The sequence below is a fragment of the Centipeda flueggei ATCC 43531 genome, from assembly GCF_000160695.1.
GTDB lineage: Bacteria > Bacillota > Negativicutes > Selenomonadales > Selenomonadaceae > Centipeda > Centipeda flueggei.
Genome location: NZ_GG694006.1, coordinates 913723 through 933172 on the forward strand (window position 1 = coordinate 913723; position 19450 = coordinate 933172).

The 19450-nt window shown below is 58.6% G+C and carries 19 protein-coding genes and 2 pseudogenes; 4 read left to right on the plus strand and 17 right to left on the minus strand.

What is annotated here, in order from left to right; all coding sequences use genetic code 11:
* Positions 1 to 72: 72 nt before the first annotated feature.
* From HMPREF0908_RS04375 to HMPREF0908_RS11415, 11 genes are all read right to left on the minus strand, one after another.
* Entirely contained in the window at positions 73 to 2652 is a 2580-nt protein-coding gene (locus tag HMPREF0908_RS04375; RefSeq protein ID WP_006690234.1) for a sulfatase-like hydrolase/transferase, read from the minus strand.
* Positions 2653 to 2674: 22 nt separating this feature from the next.
* Positions 2675 to 4339 (minus strand): formate--tetrahydrofolate ligase, encoded by a 1665-nt coding sequence (locus HMPREF0908_RS04380; protein ID WP_006690235.1) that lies wholly within the window; start codon positions 4337 to 4339, stop codon positions 2675 to 2677.
* Positions 4340 to 4351: 12 nt separating this feature from the next.
* Positions 4352 to 5206, minus strand: a complete 855-nt coding sequence (gene folD / locus HMPREF0908_RS04385; protein ID WP_040572412.1) for a bifunctional methylenetetrahydrofolate dehydrogenase/methenyltetrahydrofolate cyclohydrolase FolD — start codon at positions 5204 to 5206, stop codon at positions 4352 to 4354.
* Between the two features lie 11 nt (positions 5207 to 5217).
* Positions 5218 to 6066: a 4-hydroxybenzoate octaprenyltransferase gene (locus HMPREF0908_RS04390; protein ID WP_006690237.1), complete on the minus strand. Its 849-nt coding sequence runs from the start codon at positions 6064 to 6066 to the stop codon at positions 5218 to 5220.
* 8 nt (positions 6067 to 6074) lie between these two features.
* Positions 6075 to 7535, minus strand: coding sequence for a menaquinone biosynthesis decarboxylase (locus HMPREF0908_RS04395; protein WP_006690238.1), 1461 nt, complete (start codon positions 7533 to 7535; stop codon positions 6075 to 6077).
* A 50-nt stretch (positions 7536 to 7585) separates the two neighbouring features.
* Positions 7586 to 8404 carry a twin-arginine translocase subunit TatC gene (gene tatC / locus HMPREF0908_RS04400; RefSeq protein WP_006690239.1) on the minus strand — a complete coding sequence of 273 codons (819 nt, stop codon included), beginning with the start codon at positions 8402 to 8404 and terminating at the stop codon, positions 7586 to 7588.
* A 3-nt stretch (positions 8405 to 8407) separates the two neighbouring features.
* Positions 8408 to 8626, minus strand: a complete 219-nt coding sequence (locus HMPREF0908_RS04405) for a twin-arginine translocase TatA/TatE family subunit (RefSeq protein WP_040572413.1) — start codon at positions 8624 to 8626, stop codon at positions 8408 to 8410.
* A gap of 61 nt (positions 8627 to 8687) precedes the next feature.
* Positions 8688 to 9059, minus strand: a complete 372-nt coding sequence (locus HMPREF0908_RS04410; RefSeq protein ID WP_006690241.1) for a Sec-independent protein translocase subunit TatA/TatB — start codon at positions 9057 to 9059, stop codon at positions 8688 to 8690.
* Between the two features lie 67 nt (positions 9060 to 9126).
* Positions 9127 to 10092, minus strand: coding sequence for a polyprenyl synthetase family protein (locus HMPREF0908_RS04415; RefSeq protein ID WP_006690242.1), 966 nt, complete (start codon positions 10090 to 10092; stop codon positions 9127 to 9129).
* A 189-nt stretch (positions 10093 to 10281) separates the two neighbouring features.
* Positions 10282 to 11454, minus strand: coding sequence for an LL-diaminopimelate aminotransferase (locus HMPREF0908_RS04420; RefSeq protein ID WP_245522903.1), 1173 nt, complete (start codon positions 11452 to 11454; stop codon positions 10282 to 10284).
* A gap of 276 nt (positions 11455 to 11730) precedes the next feature.
* On the minus strand, positions 11731 to 11910 hold the full coding sequence (locus HMPREF0908_RS11415) for a hypothetical protein (protein WP_245522904.1): 180 nt from the start codon (positions 11908 to 11910) through the stop codon (positions 11731 to 11733).
* Between HMPREF0908_RS11415 and HMPREF0908_RS11225 the strand changes: the two are divergent.
* The 4 genes and pseudogenes from HMPREF0908_RS11225 to HMPREF0908_RS04435 all read left to right on the plus strand — a co-directional run.
* Positions 11861 to 12358: pseudogene (locus tag HMPREF0908_RS11225) on the plus strand (hypothetical protein); the annotation flags it as partial. The gene HMPREF0908_RS11415 and the pseudogene HMPREF0908_RS11225 overlap by 50 nt on opposite strands.
* Positions 12240 to 12521 (plus strand): annotated as a pseudogene (locus HMPREF0908_RS11420) (hypothetical protein); the annotation flags it as partial. The pseudogenes HMPREF0908_RS11225 and HMPREF0908_RS11420, both read left to right, overlap by 119 nt.
* A gap of 19 nt (positions 12522 to 12540) precedes the next feature.
* A complete protein-coding gene (locus HMPREF0908_RS11380) occupies positions 12541 to 13065 on the plus strand; it encodes a glutamate synthase-related protein (protein ID WP_281042010.1) in 525 nt (174 codons plus the stop codon).
* A gap of 16 nt (positions 13066 to 13081) precedes the next feature.
* Positions 13082 to 13804 carry a GltB/FmdC/FwdC-like GXGXG domain-containing protein gene (locus tag HMPREF0908_RS04435; RefSeq protein WP_040572523.1) on the plus strand — a complete coding sequence of 241 codons (723 nt, stop codon included), beginning with the start codon at positions 13082 to 13084 and terminating at the stop codon, positions 13802 to 13804.
* A 147-nt stretch (positions 13805 to 13951) separates the two neighbouring features.
* Here the strand turns inward: HMPREF0908_RS04435 and HMPREF0908_RS04440 are convergent, their stop codons facing one another.
* From HMPREF0908_RS04440 to flgG, 6 genes are all read right to left on the minus strand, one after another.
* On the minus strand, positions 13952 to 15427 hold the full coding sequence (locus HMPREF0908_RS04440; RefSeq protein WP_006690246.1) for a phosphodiester glycosidase family protein: 1476 nt from the start codon (positions 15425 to 15427) through the stop codon (positions 13952 to 13954).
* Positions 15428 to 15504: 77 nt separating this feature from the next.
* Positions 15505 to 15951 carry a rod-binding protein gene (locus tag HMPREF0908_RS04445; protein ID WP_006690247.1) on the minus strand — a complete coding sequence of 149 codons (447 nt, stop codon included), beginning with the start codon at positions 15949 to 15951 and terminating at the stop codon, positions 15505 to 15507.
* 15 nt (positions 15952 to 15966) lie between these two features.
* On the minus strand, positions 15967 to 17079 hold the full coding sequence (locus HMPREF0908_RS04450) for a flagellar basal body P-ring protein FlgI (protein WP_006690248.1): 1113 nt from the start codon (positions 17077 to 17079) through the stop codon (positions 15967 to 15969).
* 14 nt (positions 17080 to 17093) lie between these two features.
* A complete protein-coding gene (locus HMPREF0908_RS04455) occupies positions 17094 to 17693 on the minus strand; it encodes a flagellar basal body L-ring protein FlgH (protein WP_040572416.1) in 600 nt (199 codons plus the stop codon).
* Positions 17694 to 17727: 34 nt separating this feature from the next.
* Positions 17728 to 18492: a flagellar basal body P-ring formation chaperone FlgA gene (gene flgA / locus HMPREF0908_RS04460; RefSeq protein WP_006690250.1), complete on the minus strand. Its 765-nt coding sequence runs from the start codon at positions 18490 to 18492 to the stop codon at positions 17728 to 17730.
* Positions 18489 to 19283, minus strand: coding sequence for a flagellar basal-body rod protein FlgG (gene flgG, locus HMPREF0908_RS04465; protein WP_006690251.1), 795 nt, complete (start codon positions 19281 to 19283; stop codon positions 18489 to 18491). The genes flgA and flgG overlap by 4 nt, the downstream gene beginning before the upstream one ends.
* Positions 19284 to 19450: the final 167 nt, after the last annotated feature.

A 19450-nucleotide genomic window follows, 5' to 3' on the forward strand; every position in this document is an offset into this window, starting at 1 on the left:
TGCACTCGTTAGAGTAGCACAAAACCGCTTTTTTTGCAAGATGCAGACCCGTGTACGGCGTTTTCCGATGATTTACCGACGGAAGCTCTTGGTATAGTCCCACACGATGTCAAGGAACTGCCGCGCCAGTGCATCGTCAAATATCTCACGATAGTCGTCATTTCGCTCGTGAATATGGTAGGTATATGAATCCAACGATACCGTCCCATCCTCACGCGTAAATTCTGCCGTCTCGAGATGAAATGCATGCTGCTCCGTGCGCACGCAAATCTTATACGTCTGTCCCGGATAGATGGAGTTGCTGACCGTATAGGCACGCCGCTGTCCGCCGAGCACCTCCGGAAGATTCCCGTCAAGATACGGTGCCTCAATCGGATACCCAGCGAGTTTACCGAGGATCTTGTAGATGTCCACCGTACTCGTCAGCTCGTCCACGTGCCCGCGCGCCGGCACCCCTGCGCCCCGCGCCATCAGTGCTGCTCCCGTCTGTTCCTCACTGAGGAGATACGGACTGCGTGCATGCACAGAACATCCATGATCCGAATAGACCAGCACGATGTACTCATCGTCGTCATAGTGCGTGGTAATGTAATCAAAAAGATAGCCAAGCTGGCGATCTGCCGCGCACACCTCACTGCGATTGAGATATTGGCTCAGCGGGTTTTTCTTCAAAAACACAGAAGCGCCTCGATCCTGCGGCTGCAGAACATCAGCGAGCGGCATATGTACCGACGCATGAGCTGACATACTGATGTCCGCATTATACGGATGCGTGTCTGCACTGTGCATAAAAAGAAAGTTATCGCACTCATCAAAGGTCTGAAGATGACGTATGATGCGCTCTACACCGTCCGCTGTACGCTCCATCCAATGATTGACAATCAAACGATCATACCCACGCGTTGCACCGTTGTAGATTTCCTCTCCATCCCCCTGAATATTGGTACAATAGTAGCCGAGACGCTTCATCTGCTCGGACAGCGTCACAACGGAAGGGTCGAGCGCAAAGGGCACCCCCGGTCGTGCAATCTGCGTATGATGCTGATACAGCCCTGTCTCGATGCTCGCAAGCGACGGATAGGTATACTCCGAGGCACTGAAGTTGTTTTCGAAAATGATTCCCTTGGAAAAGAAGTGCAGAAGATTTGGCATCAGCTCTTCTGCCTCATCCCGCAGAGCATGCCATGCAAGACCATCAGCAAGAATATTCAGCACGAATTTCCTGCGCTGTGAGCTGTGTTGCAGGACAATCGGCTCTCCAACGAGAAAAGGGGAATCCGAGCGAAAGGTTGTCGGCTCCTCCACGCGATAAAAATTAAACTCACCGCGGCTGAGCTGCATCGTGCGGTCCATGTTTTCCGCATGGAACGAGATTTTTTGTTTATCCTCTTTCGCCGCAAGCGGAAGAATTTCTGCACTTTTCTGCGGTACGACACGGATCTCCGAGGTCTCATCTGCCTTCATGATGTCGAAGACAAAATCATTCACAATTGGATAATTATATTGTTCCATCGCCGGATTCATCAGGTCAATGACTTTGCTTTTGATAAACATGACCCCATAGGGATTGTAGAGCCCGGTACGATAGCGCGGCAGCGCGTCAGAAAAACGCGGAAGCTCCTCACACACATGAATCCAAAATTTTTTCGTGACCCCATGAGAATCTATGACTACATCGGTGATGAACGGTGCAAACTGTGCGTTCGTGAAAGCTGCCTTGAGCGCATAGATACAATTCTCCATTGCGTCAGGGTCTTCTGGAAAGCTGAGATAAGCTCGATCCACCGACAGCATCATAAAGAGCATGGCACGATCCGGATAACCCGCCTGCTGATACACACGGGAGAGCACAGCACACGCATGTGGACTCATTTTCCGTTTTTTGTACGCTGCCTTCCCATAGGAAAGTGCCGCATCCATGTCCTTCCGTGCAAGAGCTTCCTCCGCACGGAAGATCTCATATTCCTCTCCCTCGGAACAGAGCCGATGATACTCCTCCGCACAGCGCTGCATCGCCGTACCAAAGTCATTCCGCTGTACCGCATCCATCAGCTGTGCGGCACATTCCTGCACACGCGCATCGCGTACAGCACGTGAAAAGCGTTCTGCCGCCCGCGTCAGTTCGTCCGCATCATCATGAGAAAAGATCAGCGCATGATAGAGCCTCTGCCAGCCGTCTTCCCGTTCCCCCATAAGAAAACGCCGGTGCTCCTTTGTAAAGAGCACCGCGTTTGTATTGGATATGGGAAAGCAAAGCACAGGAAGATGATCGTAGTCCGGCAAAGCTGCATCGGGGCGCAGCAGGGCAAAGGCACGGCAGTTTTCGGCGTAGTTCTCCCGCAGCACCGTCTCATTGGGCTGATAGACAACGGACGAGAGCATCTCAAAGAGACCCGTATTGCCGCGCTCATTGTACGCCGTCATCAAAAGGCGCAGGCCTTCTTCATAGCCGTCGGCGTCGAACGACTCTGCCGACAGTGCGAGCAGGGTCTCCCCGAGCAGCACACGCACCGCATAGGCAGTATCCGCATCCTGTCCCTCTGCATCGCGTGACAGATACGCCCGCGATTCTGCGCAGAGTTCCCTATACGCACCACGATCCGCCAGTTCCTGCAGGCGCCCCTCAATGTGCATTTCTTCCATGCTGCCCATCTCTCCCCACAATATTACTATGTCAGAACAGTCCCGTAATTACGCCGTCCGCTGTGATGTCCATGCCCATCGCAGCAGGCACTTTCGGCAGTCCCGGCATGGTGAGGACATTGCCCGTGAGGGCGACAACGAAGCCCGCACCGCAGGAGGCGCGCAGTTCGCGCACGGTGATGCGGAAGCCCGTCGGGCGTCCGAGGAGTGCAGGGTTGTCGGAGAAGGAGTACTGCGTCTTGGCCATGCAGACGGGCGTCTCCGTCATGCCGAGCGCGTCCATCTCCGCGAGCTGCTTCTTTGCCGCATCGGTAAAGTCCACGCCGTCCGCACCGTAGATCTCCCGCGCGATGGTCTCGATCTTCTCCGCGATGGGCTTTGCCGCATCGTAGATGGGGTGAAAATGCGCCGGCTGCCGGAGTGCTGCGTCTACTGCATCCGCCATGGCAAGTCCGCCCTCGCCGCCCTTTGCCCAGACCTCGGAGCGCACGGCGGGTGCACCGAGGCGCGCGCAGAGCTCCTCGAGGAGAGCGAGCTCCGCTTCGGTGTCCGTCGGAAATACGTTGACGGCGACGACCGCAGGCACGCCGAACTTGCCGATGTTCTCGATGTGCTTTTCGAGGTTCGCCGCACCGCGCCGCAGGGCGTCCAGATTCTCCGTGCCGAGGTCGCTCTTTGCCGCGCCGCCGTTCATCTTGAGTGCACGCACGGTGGCGACGATGACGACGGCATCGGGGGCGAGCCCCGCAAGGCGGCATTTGATGTCGAAGAATTTCTCCGCGCCGAGATCCGCACCGAACCCCGCCTCCGTGACGACGCAGTCCGCACAGCGCAGTGCCGCCTTGGTCGCCGCGACGCTGCTGCACCCATGGGCGATGTTCGCAAAGGGGCCGCCGTGGATGAGGGCAGGCGTGCCCTCAATGGTCTGCACGAGGTTGGGCTTCACGGCATCCTTAAAGAGCAGGGTCAAGGCACCTGTCGCACCAAGCTCCTCTGCGTGTACGGGACGTCCGCCGCGCGTATAGCCGATGAGGATGCGCCCGAGGCGCTGCTTCATGTCGGCGAGATCCTCCGCCAGACAGAGGATTGCCATCATCTCCGAGGCGACGGTGATGTCAAAGCCGGACTCCCGCGGTACGCCGTGGACGCGCCCGCCGAGCCCCGTGACGACGTGACGCAGGGCGCGGTCGTTGATGTCGAGGACGCGCTTCCACACGATGCGGTTCACGTCGAGATCGAGTGCGTTGCCCTGAAAGATGTGGTTGTCGATGAGTGCGGCGAGAAGGTTGTGCGCCGTCGTGATGGCGTGAAAGTCTCCCGTAAAGTGGAGGTTGATGTCCTCCATGGGAACGACCTGTGCATAACCGCCGCCCGCCGCGCCGCCCTTCATGCCGAAGCAGGGGCCGAGCGACGGCTCGCGCAGGGCAACGATGGTCTTTTTGCCCTGCCGATGGAGGGCATCGGCAAGACCGACGCTCGTCGTTGTTTTGCCCTCACCCGCAGGGGTCGGGTTGATCGCCGTGACGAGGATGAGCTTTCCCTGTTTTCCATGGGCGCCCGCAAGGGATTCGCGCGTCAGCTTTGCCTTGTACCTGCCGTACGGCTCGATTGTATCCGCATCAATGCCCAGTGCGGCCGCAATTTCTGTAATGGGGCGAAGTTTGGCTTCGCGCGCGATTTCGACATCGGATTTCATGGCGTATCCTCCTTAGGGGTTCTGCGCTTTGGCTGCCTGTACTACATTCTCCATCAGCATGGCGACGGTGAGAAGTCCGACGCCGCCCGGCACGGGCGTGATCGCCCCCGCGACAGCCGCCGCGGCGTCAAAGTCCACGTCGCCGACGAGCTTCTTCGGCGCGATGCGGTTGATGCCGACGTCGATCACCGTCGCGCCCTCCTTCACCATATCCGCCGTGACAAAGCGCGGCCGCCCTACCGCGGCAACGAGGATGTCCGCCGTGTGTGCGATCGCGGCAAGGTTCTGCGTGCGCGAGTGACAGATCGTCACGGTTGCGTTGCGTTCGAGGAGGAGATGCGCCATGGGCTTTCCGACGATGTTGCTGCGACCGATGATGACGGCGTGCGCCCCCTCGATGGGGATGCCCGCGTAGTCGAGCATACGGATGCAGCCCGCCGGTGTGCAGGGGCGCGGCCCCGGTGCGCCGAGCACCAGATGTCCGACATTGACGGGATGGAAGCCGTCCACGTCCTTGCGCGGGTCGATATGGGAGAGGATCTCCTCCTCGTCCTCCGCGATCTGCGCGGGCAGCGGCAGCTGCACGAGGATGCCGTGCACCTCCGGATCGACGTTCAGCTCCTCAATGCACGCGAGGAGCTCCTCCTTCGTCGTCTCGGCGGGGAGGGAAATGTGATCCGAACGAATGCCGAGCTCATCACACGTCCGCTGTTTGTTGCGGACGTAGACCTCGGAGGCGGGGTCGCTGCCGACGATGATGACGGCGAGGCACGGCAAGACGCCCGCCGCCTTCAGCTCTGCGACGCCGTGTGCAGCATCTTCCTTGATCCGTGCGGCAAATTCCTTGCCCGAGAGAATCCGTGCCATCATGCTCTCCTTTATACCATATAGCTGATCCACGTAAAGACAAAAATCGCAATTGAAACGATGCCGTTGCGCATGAAGTACACCTGCGTCACGCGTGAGAAGTCCGTCGGACCCGCGATGCGGTGCTGGTAGACGAGGGTCGCCGCCGCAATTGCGACGCCGATGAAGTACGGCCAGTGCAGATGCATCATCGCGCCGAGGGCGATAAAGAGCAGGATCGAGAGAACGTGCATCGCCCGCGCGATCTGGAATGCGCCGCGTGCACCGAACGACACCGCGAGGGAGTGGAGGCCCTGACTGCGGTCAAACGCCTCGTCCTGCGCCCCGTACATCGCGTCGAACGCAGCGATCCAGAGGGCGACCGCGAGAAAGAGCACAAGCATCGGCAGCTCGATGTTCCCGCTGACCGCCACCCAGCCGCCCGCCGGCGCCATGCCGATGGCAATGCCGAGGAAGAGGTGTACCCATCCCGTCACGCGCTTCATGTACGGGTAGATGAGGAAGGGCACAGCGGCGAACGGCAGGAGGCGGATGCAGACCGGATGCACCTGCAGCACGGCGAATATAAGCACAAGGAGGCACACGCCGATAAAGACGAGCGCCTCCTTCTTCGTGACGCGCCCCTGCACCATCGCACGGTAGGCGAGGCGGGGCTGCTGCTTGTCATACTTCAGATCGGCGAGGTTGTCGAGGGCGAGTGCCGCCGACCGTGCCGCCGGGATGGCGAGCACGACCCAGCCGAGCGTCCCGAGCGGCGGATCACCGCCTGCGGCGAGGAGTGCCCCCATGAGGGCGAACGGCAGAGAGAACACGGTATGGTGAAACGCTGTGTTGTTCATATGCGCCCGCAGGCGCTCCATCCACCAGCTCAATCCAGACCGAACTCCTTCCACCGCGCCGTCACGCGCTCCGTGATCTCCTTCGACATCGTGATCTCATCCGGCCACTCACGCGCATGGCCTTCCTCCGGCCACGTCTTCGTCGCGTCGATGCCGAGCTTCGACCCCCACTTTGCCATGGGCGAGGAGTGGTCGAGCACATCGAGCGGTCCCTGCACGATCTCGAGGTCATATTTCGCATCGATGTTGTTGAAGACGCGCCACCAGACTTCCTTCATGTCCTGCACATTGACGTGGGCGTCCACGACGATGATCATCTTCACGTTCATCATCTGTCCCATGCCCCAGAGTGCGTGCATGACCTTGCGCGCGTGCATTGGGAACTGTTTCTTGATGGAGACGACAACGCAGTCGTGGAACACGCCCTCGAGCGGCATGTTGACATCGACGACCTCGGGCAGCATCTGCTTCAAGAGCGGCAGGAAAATGCGCTCCGTCGCCTTCGCGAGGAAGCAGTCCTCCATCGGCGGACGTCCGACGACCGTCGCAGAGTAGATGGGATCCTTACGATGCGTGATTGCCGTGATGTGAAAGACAGGATAGTCGTCTGCGAGGGAGTAGTAGCCCGTGTGGTCGCCGAACGGCCCCTCACGGCGCATCTCGTCCGTATCGACATACCCCTCGAGGATGATCTCCGCCGTTGCGGGCACCTCGAGATCGACCGTAACGCACTTCACGAGCTCGACCGATTTATGCCGCAGGAAGCCCGCAAAGACCATCTCGTCGATATCGCGCGGCAGCGGTGCCGTCGCCGCGTAAGTCACGACGGGATCCGTGCCGATGGCGACCGCCGCCTCGATGCGTTTGCCGCCCTGTGCCTTCATCGCGCGGAAGTTCTCCGCCCCGTTCTTGTGGATGTGCCAGTGCATCCCCGTCGTACGGCTGTCGTACTTCTGCAGGCGGTACATCCCGACGTTGCGCTTGCCCGTCTCGGGATTCTTCGTAAAGACGAGCGGCAGCGTCACAAAGGGGCCGCCGTCATCCGGCCAGCACTTCAGAATGGGAATCTCGTCAAGATTCGGGTTCTCCGTCTCGATGACTTCCTGACATGGTGCATTCTTTACATACTTCGGGAAATTGATCGCCTTGCGCGCCATCGGGATGAGCGTCATGAGGTTCATCTTGTTCTGCAGGGAGATGTGCGGGATCTTGAGGATCTCCGTCAGCTCATCCGCCACGTCGTCGAGCTTCTCCACACCGAAGGCGAGTGCCATGCGCTCGTAGCTGCCGAACGCGTTCATGAGGACGGGCATCTTCGAGCCCTTTACATTCTCAAAGAGCAGGGCGACGTTCTCCGCGCCCTCACGCTTCGAGATGCGGTCCGTGATCTCCGTGATCTCGAGCTCCGGGTCAACCTCCGCCGTGATGCGGCGGAGCAGTCCGCGCTCCTCAAGTGCCGCGATGTATTCGCGCAGATCCTTATATGCCAAGGTATTCCCTCCTAAATATATCGTGTTTTTTGTAATGTGCCGTCAATTCCCTATTTTCGGAGGATAAAACGCACAATCAAATACCCCACGCCGTAGAGCGCAATCATCGGCACAGCGATCATCGACTGCGTGAACACATCGGGTGTCGGCGAGATCACGGCGGCGATGACGAACGAGAGAAAAATGACGATGCGCGCGTACTTCTTCAAAAATTTGGATGTGATAAAGCCCAATTTCCCGAGAATCGTAATGACGAGCGGCAGCTCAAAGACAAAGCCGAACGGCAGGACAAACATAATGACGAACTCAAAATACCGATTGACGGAAAAGAGCGCCTCGAGTTCATCGTTGCCGAAGCCCTTGAAGAACATGATCGCCGCAGGGAAGACGAAAAAGAACGAGAACGCCAGCCCGAGGAAGAAGAGCACCACTGATACAGGTACGACGATGGCGAGCACCATGCGTTCCGACGGTGTGAGCGCGGGCAGAAAAAAGCGCCAGACGTGATAGAAGATCACGGGCAGCGCAAGAAGAAAGCCCACGACGACGGCGATCTTGATGTAGGTAAAAAACGCCTCGGCGGGCTGCATATAGTAGAGTTTTCCGACCGGCAAGGTCAGATAGTGCATGATGTCGCCGATGAAGTAGTAGCCGACGGCCGAGCCGACGGCGACGGCGAGCAGGCACTTGATGAGCCGCGAGCGCAGCTCAGTCAGATGCGCGATGAGCGACATGCTGCCGTCGTCATCCTGCGGCGCGCCTGCGTCCTCCGGCGGCAGCGGTTTGACACCCGTTTCCTGCACCGCAGGCACCGACGTCTCTTCGGCCGAGGTCGCCCCCGCGCCGTCCGCTTTCATTTCCTCTGCCATGGATCAGATCTTTTCCTCTTTTTTTGCATTCTCGGGCAGCTGCTTCGTCTCATGCGTCACGTTGATCTCCGCTCGCGGCTCGTCCTTTTCGTTGTTGGCCGACTTAAATTCCTTGATGCTCTTGCCAAGTGCCTTTCCGATATCGGGGAGCCGGCCGGGACCAAAGACAACGAGACCGATGATCAAAATAAGTACGAGTTCGGGAACACCCAATCCAAACATAATATCCTCCTCAACAGTGCCATGGGGCACAATACCATCATGATGTTCTGCGCCGTCTGCGTTACGGCTGCTTCGGCGTCTCTGCCGATGCCCCCTGCTGCTCTGCGCGATGGGCCTCGACTGCCGCCGCTGCCGTCTCCGTCGTCGGTGAGGTCGCTGCCGCAGGTGCTGCGGCAGGTGCGCTCTGCTCTGTCGTCTGCTGTGCCGGCGCGGCTGTGGTTTGCGATGGATTCTGTGATGATGCTGCCGGTTGTGCCGGGGCAGGCGGCGGATCAGGTGTGTTGATCGCTGTCGTCAGCGCGTTTGACGCCCTGCGGAACTCACGCAGTCCCTTGCCCAGTGTCCGCCCCATCTCGGGCAGCTTCCCCGGGCCAAAGACAATCAGCCCCACGATCAAAATCAATACCAGCTCCGGTGCACCGATGCCGAACATAATACATCCTCCCTATACGCGTACATCGGGGTACGCACTGCAAAATTGCTGCGCCGCGCAGCGATGTCTAAAACTCTCTCCGACCGATGAAGTCCGCCGCCATGAGACAAGTCTCGCGAATACGCGCATCAAGTCCCGCAGGAAGTGCATTCTTTGCGTGCTCCAAATAGGCATCTGCGCGCTTCTGTGCATAATCCAAACCGTCCGTTCCGCGCACGAGTGCAAGCGCACGTGCGGCCTCACTCTCGGTCATTTTGGGATTCGTAATCAGTGTGGCAAGCTCTGTGCGCTCTGCTTTTTCAAGCACTGCAAGAGCACGGATGACGGGCAGTGTCACATAGCCCTGCGCGAGATCATGCCCCGCGGGCTTTCCGATGTCCTCGGAACTGCGGCGAAAGTCGAGCAGATCGTCCGTGATCTGGAACGCCATGCCGATCGCATGACCATACTCTGCCATCTGCGCCGTATCGGCAGGGCTCATCCCGCCGATGAAGCCGCCAAGCTCACAGCAAATCTCAAGGAAGTCCGCTGTCTTCTTGCGGATGCGTTCATAGTAGGCATGTTCACTCGTCGGAATCTGGTAGACCGTATGATCCTGCAGGATCTCGCCCTCACTCAGTGTGCAGACCAGATGCGCCAACTTGACGTAGACGGACGAGTCATAGCCTTCCTCTGCCACAAGTTTAAATGCACGGGCAAAGATATAGTCTCCGCTCAGTATGGCAACCTGATTGCCCCACTTCGCATTTGTTGTCTCAGCGCCGCGCCGCGTATCCGCCTCATCGATCACATCGTCATGCACAAGGGACGCCGTGTGAATCAGCTCAAGTGCCACGGCCACGGGCATCGCGCGTGCCCGATCAAATGACGCGCCGCCGCGTGCCGCGAGCAGGAAAAGGGCAGGACGCAGGCGCTTTCCCCCTGAGGAGACAAGGTGCATGCCTATATCTGTGATGAGTGCTGTCTCGGAGACAATCGCCTTCTCGAGTCTCGGTTCGAATGCTTCGAGATCCTCCTGTATGACATCAAACATGTCGCTTCTCAACGTTCTACCACCTACATTCGACGCCCTGCAGAGCGTCGCTTTCCATCCATTGTGACACAGACAAATCTCCTCATATTTTAACATATTGCATCTATAGCGTCAAAATTATTTCTGCCATGAAAAAAGACGCAGAGGCCTGCGCCTTTGGATGGTGATGAAAAGCTCATCCTTGTTTCTTTACTTCCCCAGCAGAGCGACCAAGCGACGCGCCGCCTCCTCGGTATCCTCAGGTGAGCCGAAGGTCGAGAAGCGGAAGTAGCCCTCACCCGCGCTCCCGAAGCCTTCACCCGGCGTGCCGATCACTTGTATCTCGTGGAGAAGATAGTCAAAGAACGCCCAGCTCCCCATATTCTTCGGGCACTGCATCCAAATGTAGGGCGCATTCTTGCCGCCGCAGTACCATATCCCGAGCGTATCAAGCGCCGCCATCAGATGCGCCGCATTCTTCTTGTACACGCGGATGTTCTCGTGGATCTCGTTCTGTCCTTCCTCCGTAAAGACCGCCGCCGCGCCCTTCTGAAGGATGTAGGAGACACCGTTCGTCTTGGTCGTGCGGTTGCGCACCCACATTGCATTCAGTGCGAGCCCGCCTCGCATGAGTTCCTGCGGGATGACGGTGTAGCCGAAGCGTGTCCCCGTAAATCCTGCCGTCTTGGAGAGCGAGCAGATCTCAATGGCGCAGGTCTTTGCTCCCTCGATCTCAAAGATGCTGTGCGGGATCTCCGCATCCTCGATGAACGCCTCATAGGCGGCATCAAAGAGGATGATCGCATCGGTTTTGTTTGCGTAATCCACCCATGCCCTCAGATGTGCGCGCGAGAAGACTGCACCCGTCGGATTGTTCGGCGAGCAGATGTAGATGATGTCGGCATGCACGGACGGATCGGGCAGTGCCAAAAAGCCGTCCTCGCGGCTCGATGCGGCATGGATGATCTCATTTCCTGCAATGATGTTCGCATCGACGTAGGCAGGATACGCGGGCTCCATGATGAGAACGCGCTGATCTCTGCCGAGGATGTCGAGGATGTCGCCCAGCTCATCGCTTGCACCGCTCGAAACGAACACATCCTCGGGAGCAAGCTGCACACCGCGCCGCGCATAGTACGCCGCAATCGTCGTGCGCAGCTCCGGTGCGCCGCATTCGGGCATATAGCCGTGAAAGCTCTCCTGCACCGCCTGATCATTCACGGCGTGATGCAGCGCGTCGATAACCGTGCGGCAGAGCGGCAGGGACACATCGCCGATGCCCATGCGGTAGAGATGCGTGCCGGGATGTTCGGCGAGATACGTCTTGGTCTTCTGCGCGATGTTGTAGAACAGGTAGGAGTCCTTCAGCCTGCTGTAGTTCATATTCGGTGTCATGCTATCCCTCTTTCCATACGTTTCCATGCGTACCGATTCTACTCGCTTTTTCCCTGTTGCGCAAGTGTCATGCCTGATTCATGGAAATGCTGTGAAATGACATCGTACACACAAGGACGAGGATTTGTCCATAACTTTTGTCACAGAATCGTCACCTCCGCATGTATACAGGTGTGCAAATCGACTTCTCACTTCATCTATGATAGTCTATGCCCCACGTCCATCACAGTGCAGGACATTTCTCCTATACAATAGGAATCGTTTTCAGAAAGGGTTGTTGGATATGGAACGGGAAGGATCGGTCAGGATCCCCGCAGGCTGTGCGATTGCCGCACTCATCTCCAAGGAGGGGCGCATGATCGCGGGCGATGTGATCATCCGCGGAATCGCGACGATGCATGACCGCTCCAACGGGCTCGGCGGCGGGTTCGCGGCATACGGCATCTATCCGGAGCATCGGGATCAGTACGCCCTGCACATCTTCTTTGACAACAAGGATCGCCGCAGCGTCTGCGAGGGGATTTTGCGTGAACGCTTTGAGGTCGTACGCGCCGAGCGCATCCCCACGCGCAGGATTCCTGCCATTACGGACGAGCCGCTGATCTGGCGGTACTTCGTCTCCCCTCTGCGCTCGGTACTCGCCGCCGCACAGCAGGATGAGGAGGAATACATGGTGCGCACGGTCACGAAGCTCAATGCAGAGCTCTCGGGCTGCTACGTCTTTTCCTGCGGAAAGAACATGGGCATCTTCAAGGCCGTTGGTTTTCCCGAGGATGTCGGCACATTCTACCGTCTCGAAGAATACAAGGCATACTCCTGGACGGCGCACGGCAGATATCCGACCAATACGCCGGGCTGGTGGGGCGGCGCGCATCCGTTCGGACTCCTCGCCCGCACCATTGTACACAACGGTGAGATCTCATCCTACGACGCCAATCGCCGCTTCATCGAAATGTACGGCTATAAATGTACTCTGCTCCCTGAAGGAGGCAACCAACTACACCGTGCCGATCATCGTCAAAGTCGCGGCGGTGCACAACATCGCCGCCATCACGAGCGGCATCGCGCGCAGCGGTGCGGACATCATTGCCATCGACGGTTTCCGCGGCGGCACGGGGGGCTGCACCGACACGCATCCGCGACAATGTTGGAATCCCCATCGAGCTTGCCCTCGCGGCGTGCGACAAGCGTCTGCGCGAGGAGGGCATCCGCAACGATGTCTCCCTCGTCGTCGGCGGAAGCATCCGCTCAGCGGCCGATGTTATCAAGGCGATTGCACTCGGCGCTGACGCCTGCTATGTCGCCACGGCGGCACTCACGGCGCTCGGCTGTCACCTCTGCCGCAGCTGCCAGATCGGCCGCTGCAACTGGGGCATCGCTACGCAGGATCCTGCGCTCGTCAAGCGACTCAATCCCGACGAAGGCAGTCAGCGTCTCGTGAACCTCATGACCACATGGCGGCACGAGATCAAGGAGATGCTCGGCGGCATGGGCATCAATTCCATCGAGGCGCTGCGCGGCAACCGTCTCATGCTGCGCGGCATCGGTTTCACGGAGAAGGAACTGGAGATTCTCGGCGTTGCGCACGCAGGCGAATGAGCGGAGGGAGAACGATATGATTTCTATTGATTCAGATCATCTGGATCACAAGGCACTCAACGACCGCCTGCGCGGCATCAAGGCTCCGATTCAGCTGACGAACTGCTGCGGACAACGGTTCATCGCGGCAGGCATGGCACCCGTCTCCCTCTCGATCACGGGCGTGCCCGGCAACGCGCTGGGTGCCTACCTGAACGGCGGCAAGATCGTCGTGCACGGCAATGCGCAGGATGCCGTCGGCGACACGATGAACAACGGCACGATCATCGTTCACGGCAGCATCGGCGACGCGGCAGGCTACGCCATGCGCGGCGGAAAGATCTATGTGAAAGGCAATGCAGGCTATCGTGCAGGCATCCACATCAAAGCGTATGAGGACAAGTCACCGACCATCATCATCGGCGGCACATGCGGCAGCTTCCTCAGTGAGTATCAGGCGGGCGGCACGATCATCGTCCTTGGTCTGACGGCGCAGCAGAACCCCATCGTCAGCAATTTTCCCTGCACGGGGATGCACGGCGGGACGATGTACCTGCGCGGCAGCTGCGATGCGATCCGCTTTCCACAGACCGTCGAGGTGTCGCGCGCAGACGCGGAGGATATTGCCACAATCGACGAGCGGCTGACAGAGTTCTGCACGATCTTCAGCTATGACAAGAACGTGGTCATGGAGGAGGGCTTCACCAAGATCGTCCCGAGCAGCAGCAATCCATATAAGGCACTCTACGTGACGAACTAAACGCCGTATTGGGAAGATAAGAGGCTATTGTACAAGACGGAACACCTTGTACAATAGCCTCTGTTTGTTGTTGAAATATAGAGAGCCCGCAATACTCCTAAGCAAACGAGGTGTTTGCGCGGAGTATGCAGTCTCCTTTTCTGCAATTTACTTCTTCTGCAATATCAGCGCACTCCCCACGGCGCGCTCCGACCCATCCGAGGGGGAGTTCAGCACATCGCCGTCCGCGCAGATCTCCGAGGAGCCGCCGCCGTCGAGATTGATCGCGTCGCGCACGCCGAACTGCACGAGCAGATCGGCGAACTCCGTCAGCGTCAGCCCATGACTGTGCGACTGCCGTCCATCGACGACGGCAAAGAGGATGTTCCCCTTCTGCGTCACGCCGACTGCTGTGCGCGGCGCACGTCCGTATCGGATGTCGCCCGGGAACTGCTCCTCGCCCGCCGTCACATGGACACTGCCGTTTTCGACAAGGCGCGGCCCCGCACCGAGCACCTGCACAGCGCGATTCCACGGCTCACCCAGATCCTCCGTCAGCACGGCGGGATCGCCCACGCGCACGCCCGCCGCGGCAAACGCATCCATCAACGTGCCGTGCACCGAGACGACATAGCCATCGGGCGGAATCAGCGAGTCATTCGTATTGATCTCCGCTACGCGCCCATTGCGGATGACGTATTCGAGCCCATACGGATTCGTCCCCGTCGATCGCCCATAGGCGCGGTTGTAGATGATGAGGTTGTCCGCGCCGCGCTCGGCGTTGACGCCCGAGACGGGTAGGCTCGTCCGGTCGAGCTTCACCGTGCCGTTATAGGACACCGTACCGAACACAAAGGAGTTATCAGGCATCACGCCGAAGGCACTGCGGTCAAAATACGTACTGCTCACGACTGTCCCGTCGATCTTCGTGATGCCGATGAGCTCTCCGCTCAGCGCAAAGTAGGAGGCGTTGATCGCCGCCGCCGCATTCGTATCCTGTGCGATGCCGCTCACTGTCTGCCGCCCCGGAATAATGCCGCGGGCAAGCGCGGGGCGCACGCGATAACGTGCGGGATCCGCCTCGATAAAGTACGCCGTCACCGGCCCATCCTCATCCGCATAGACATACTCCCGCTGCGTCAGTCCCGCTGCGAGCTGTTTCTCCTCCAAGCGGGGCAGCTGTGCCTTGGCGGGCGCATCCGTATCCGCAGGCAGTACGGACGGACGCGGCACGCCCGCATGCCGCTGCGCAGCCGCTGCCCCCTTCGGTGCAACATCAACGAAGATGCGGAACGGGTTCGTCAGATTCCCGATGGAATAATCCATCCCCTTCGCCAGTGCAACGGTCACATAGAAGTGTCCATGATGCCGCTCGTAGGAAATCGCCTCTATACGGGATGTCCGCACAGCGATACGCTTGAAGAGCGCCGTATCCACATCGGCAAAGTCGAGGGTGAGGGAACGCCCGTCATCGGAGGGCCGTGCCTGATAGAGCGGCATCTCCGAGAGATCAAAGACAATGCGGTCACGCGCTGCGGTGCTCGAAGAGCGGAGCCCCGTCAGGGATGCCGCTGCCGCCGCATAGGTGGACAGCGCCACGAGAACGGCGACGGCGAGAACAGAGACTTTCTTAAAAAATTGCATAGGCTACTCCAAATCCATTCTAATGGGCGCAACAGAAAAGGGGAGGCTGCATCAGCTCCCCTTTTATTTTATCTCTCTCATCTCTTGCGGATGGTCGGCGACAGCTGCTTCATCATCATGTCAGCAAGACCAATGCCGCCGCTCTTCGCTGCTTCGTTCATCAGCTCCGTGTCGCGCATATCCTCAAAGATCTTGAGCGCATTCGACTTCTTCCCAAAGAGCCCTCCCTCGGGTACAGTCGCACGCATCTGTTTATACATCATGCTGAGAAACATCGCCTCGAAGCCTTCGCACGCCTCACGCAGCTTCTTCTGCTGCAGATCGTCTGCCGTCATGGAGTTTTTCGGGACGTGTCCCGTCGGAGCCGCCTGATCCGTATGACTCTGTGCTGTATCTGCCTTGCGCTGCACCTCATCCAGTGCTGCTTTGAACGATTTCCCCTCAACGTTCATACGCGCCGCATCATAAGATGCCTGCGCCGCATTGCCAAGCAGTGAACCATCCCCGATTGGCTGTATAGTCATATCTCTGTCTCCCTGTCATACAATATCCAACTCAGCGTGCAGCGCTCCCGCCGCCTTCATCGCCTGCAAAATCGAAATGGTATCACGCGGCGTCGCACCGACCGTGTTGAGTGCGCCGACAATATCGCTGACATTTGTCGTCGCCGGAAGCACAATCGTATTGCCCTTCGTCTCCGTTGCCTTAACGTCCGGGCTGTCCGTCACAACGGTATTCCCGTAACTGAAGGGCCCTGGCTGCGAGACATCGGGATTTCCCTGAATACGGATGGTCAGACCGCCCTGGGTGATCGCACAGGCATCCACCGAGACATCTCCGCCCATGATGATCGTCCCGGTACGCTCGTTGACGACAACGCGTGCGATGTTGTCAGGACGCACGGGCAGATCTTCGATCGAGGCGACAAAGCCGACAACATTGCCTCGATAGTAAGAGGGGATGGCGACATCGACACGTCCCGGATTCGTCGCCTGTGCAATATTCCCGTACTGTGCATTGATTGCCCCCGCCACTCGTGATGCCGTCGTGAAGTCCGACTTTGCAATGGAGATAGCAATGTGTCCGTCTGTACCAATATCATCCTCTACCGTACGTTCGACAATGCCGGCATTCACAGCAACGCCGACCGTTGGAAATGCCTTCGTTGTACTGCTGCCCCCACTCGATGCGGAGAAGCCGCCTGTGGAAACCGCTCCCTGTGCCACGACGTAGACCTCACCGTTGCCCGCACGCAGCGGTGTCTGGAGGAGCGTTCCGCCGCGCAGACTCTTCGCATCACCGATGGAGGAGACCGTCACATCGAGGCTGTCGCCCTCGCGTACGAACGGAGGAAGCGTCGCCGTCACCATAACGGCAGCCACGTTCTTCAGCTTGATGGATGACGCATTGACATTGATGCCGTAGCTGACAAGCATGTTGGCAATGGACTGCACCGTCTCTCCGGAGCTTGATCCGTCGCCCGTCCCCTCAAGGCCGACAACGAGGCCATAGCCCATCAGTTGGTTGGAACGTACGCCCTGCACCTTGGAAATATCCTTGATCCGCGTCACGGCGGAATCTGCCGCGGCGACGCCCGGCAGAGCACCGATGAGAAGTGCAAGGAGGAGCAGAAGGACGGTTGTTTTCTTCATAAGAGCGCCTCCCGTCAGAAGAGAATATTGAAAATCTGGGTAAGGATGCCCTGACGCTGCTTTGCATTGAGAGGCCCCTTGCCGTCAAATCGCACGGTTGCATCTGCAACGCGCGTCGAAAGTACGGTATTCGATGCAGAGATATCCTCAGGACGGCAGATACCGCGGAAGGTAATCTTGTGCTCATTGCGGTTCTGCCATATCGACTGCGTCCCCTCGAGGACGAAATTGCCGCTGGGGGTAATCTCCGAAATCGTGACCGTCACATTGCCTGCCACACGGTTCGTTGCCGAGGCGGATCCCTTCGCAGTAAACTTGTCCGAGCCGCTCGCCGATGCTGCCTGGAGAAAATCGAAAATGCCGATGCCGCCGCCGAGTTTCACCGAGCCGCTCTTCTCATTGGCGCTGTTGCGTGTCGCAGAGGTTGTCGTTGACTCGCTGATGACAATGGTCACGATGTCCCCGACACCCGATGCCCGATGATCGGCGAACACTGCCTTCGTCGCATATCCGTTGGTATTTTTCCACAGGGATTCCGCCGCGGCAGTGGGGGCAAGGCTCACTGCCGTGAATGCGGCGGCAAGCATTCCGGCAAGCCATTTTTCTTTACGCATGATGAACTCCTTATGGAAATCATTTCTATACAGCTTACGCAATAATCTGTACGGTCTTCTCGTCGATCACACGCCCGCGCATCAGCTTGCCCGAGCTGGCATTGCGCACACGAATCACATAGCCGATACGACCTGCCTCGAGTGCCACGCCCTCCGCACGAATCGTAATGCCGCCGCTCTCGGCGACCAATTCCACGGGACTGCCGGCACTCACCACACGCGGCATAGCAAGCAGCGGCGGGGCAATGACCATCCCTTTGCGAATGTAGCGTCCCGCGACACGACCTGCCAGGCGGGAGAAGTCCGTGACCGTCGTCTCAGGCAACGTATCCACAGAGCTCTCCTCGATGTGCGCATTGGCAGGCGTGATCGCCTCGTCCATGCGAATATCCGTCATCGCGACGAGCACACGGTCATAGACCGTCACTTGATAGTAGCACGACGCACGGCGCTGGAGCACGCCGTCCACATAAACGGCACACAAGACAGGAAACTCTCTCCCGTAGGGAACCCCGCGCGGGAAGGTGACAACCGCCGTCACCTCCCCCGCCGGCAGGCGTATCGTACCCGGTCTGCGCTGAAGATGCACCTCATGGCGGCGGGTCTCACCAAGCGCCGTAAGCTGTGCTTCGATCTTCTGTCCCGCAAGTTCAGCCAGCTGCTCGGCAGAGATGACATTGGGAAATCGAATGGCCTGCCCCTCTGCATAGGAAGCAGCAAGGGCATCATGTGACCACAGAAAAGCGAATAAGCCACTCCATAGGAATAGAATGGCTGTAAAAACTCTGTTCCAAATCAACGCTTCAGTTGGTTTGCGATCTCCAACATCGAATCCGATGTTGTGATCGCCTTGGAGTTGGACTCGTATGCACGCTGGGAGACGATCATGTTGACCATTTCCTCCACGATCTGCACGTTGCTCATTTCAAGAGTGCCCTGTGTCAGCGTACCCGCGCCGTCTTCGCCGGGGTTGGACTCAATCGCCTCGCCAGACGCGTCGGAGACGACGAAGAGATTCTTGCCGACAGCCGTCAGCCCTGCGGGATTAACAAAACGGGCAAGGGTGATCTGTCCTGCTTCCTGCTGCTGGTTCTGACCTGCCTCACGATAGGAAACACGTCCGTCGCCGGAGATCGTAATAGAATCCAACGGTGCATTCTGTCCGATGGTAATGCCGTCGGCGAGCAGGTAGCCGTCCGACGTAACCATGCGGCGGTCACTGTCGAGCTTCCACGTGCCGTCACGCGTGTATGCCGTCGTTCCGTCCGGCATCGTGACGCGGAAGAAGCCCTCTCCCTGAATGCCGATATCGGTCGGGTTGTCCGTCGTCTGGAGCGCGCCCTGCGTAAAAACGCGCTGGGTCGCCGCGAGGCGCGTACCGAGTCCGATCTGCAGTGCCGTTGGGTACTGCGAATCCGCACCATTCCTGGCGCCGGCCTCACGAAGCGTCTGATAGACAAGATCCTGGAACTCCGCACGTACCTTCTTGCCGCCATAGGTATTGACGTTGGCAATGTTGTGCGCGACGACGTCCATCTGGGACTGCTGCGCCTTCATGCCGGACGCGGCAGACCAAAGTGCTCGCATCATAGTCGATGTCCCCCTCCAAGAAATTCACTCGTCTTTAATATCGGATATTTTTACTATACTCTTAAGGAAGCGCTGATACATTCAGCACGATCGTCTTGACCTGTTTTTTTCGCCCGTTTTTCTTCGCAGAGCCTCCACACAGCCCTTGCTGTGCGTCCGGTCCGCTG

Coding starts and splice junctions, on each gene's coding strand:
- HMPREF0908_RS04375 (WP_006690234.1), bottom strand. CDS start 2,652: ATGGGCAGCATGGAAGAAATGCACATTGAGGGGCGCCTGCAGGAACTG.
- HMPREF0908_RS04380 (WP_006690235.1), bottom strand. CDS start 4,339: ATGAAATCCGATGTCGAAATCGCGCGCGAAGCCAAACTTCGCCCCATT.
- folD (WP_040572412.1), bottom strand. CDS start 5,206: ATGGCACGGATTCTCTCGGGCAAGGAATTTGCCGCACGGATCAAGGAA.
- HMPREF0908_RS04390 (WP_006690237.1), bottom strand. CDS start 6,066: ATGGAGCGCCTGCGGGCGCATATGAACAACACAGCGTTTCACCATACC.
- tatC (WP_006690239.1), bottom strand. CDS start 8,404: ATGGCAGAGGAAATGAAAGCGGACGGCGCGGGGGCGACCTCGGCCGAA.
- HMPREF0908_RS04405 (WP_040572413.1), bottom strand. CDS start 8,626: ATGTTTGGATTGGGTGTTCCCGAACTCGTACTTATTTTGATCATCGGT.
- HMPREF0908_RS04410 (WP_006690241.1), bottom strand. CDS start 9,059: ATGTTCGGCATCGGTGCACCGGAGCTGGTATTGATTTTGATCGTGGGG.
- HMPREF0908_RS04415 (WP_006690242.1), bottom strand. CDS start 10,092: ATGTTTGATGTCATACAGGAGGATCTCGAAGCATTCGAACCGAGACTC.
- HMPREF0908_RS04420 (WP_245522903.1), bottom strand. CDS start 11,454: ATGAACTACAGCAGGCTGAAGGACTCCTACCTGTTCTACAACATCGCG.
- HMPREF0908_RS11415 (WP_245522904.1), bottom strand. CDS start 11,910: ATGCCGTATGCCGCGAACCCGCCGCCGAGCCCGTTGGAGCGGTCATGC.
- HMPREF0908_RS04435 (WP_040572523.1), top strand. CDS start 13,082: ATGATTTCTATTGATTCAGATCATCTGGATCACAAGGCACTCAACGAC.
- HMPREF0908_RS04440 (WP_006690246.1), bottom strand. CDS start 15,427: ATGCAATTTTTTAAGAAAGTCTCTGTTCTCGCCGTCGCCGTTCTCGTG.
- HMPREF0908_RS04445 (WP_006690247.1), bottom strand. CDS start 15,951: ATGACTATACAGCCAATCGGGGATGGTTCACTGCTTGGCAATGCGGCG.
- HMPREF0908_RS04450 (WP_006690248.1), bottom strand. CDS start 17,079: ATGAAGAAAACAACCGTCCTTCTGCTCCTCCTTGCACTTCTCATCGGT.
- HMPREF0908_RS04455 (WP_040572416.1), bottom strand. CDS start 17,693: ATGCGTAAAGAAAAATGGCTTGCCGGAATGCTTGCCGCCGCATTCACG.
- flgG (WP_006690251.1), bottom strand. CDS start 19,283: ATGATGCGAGCACTTTGGTCTGCCGCGTCCGGCATGAAGGCGCAGCAG.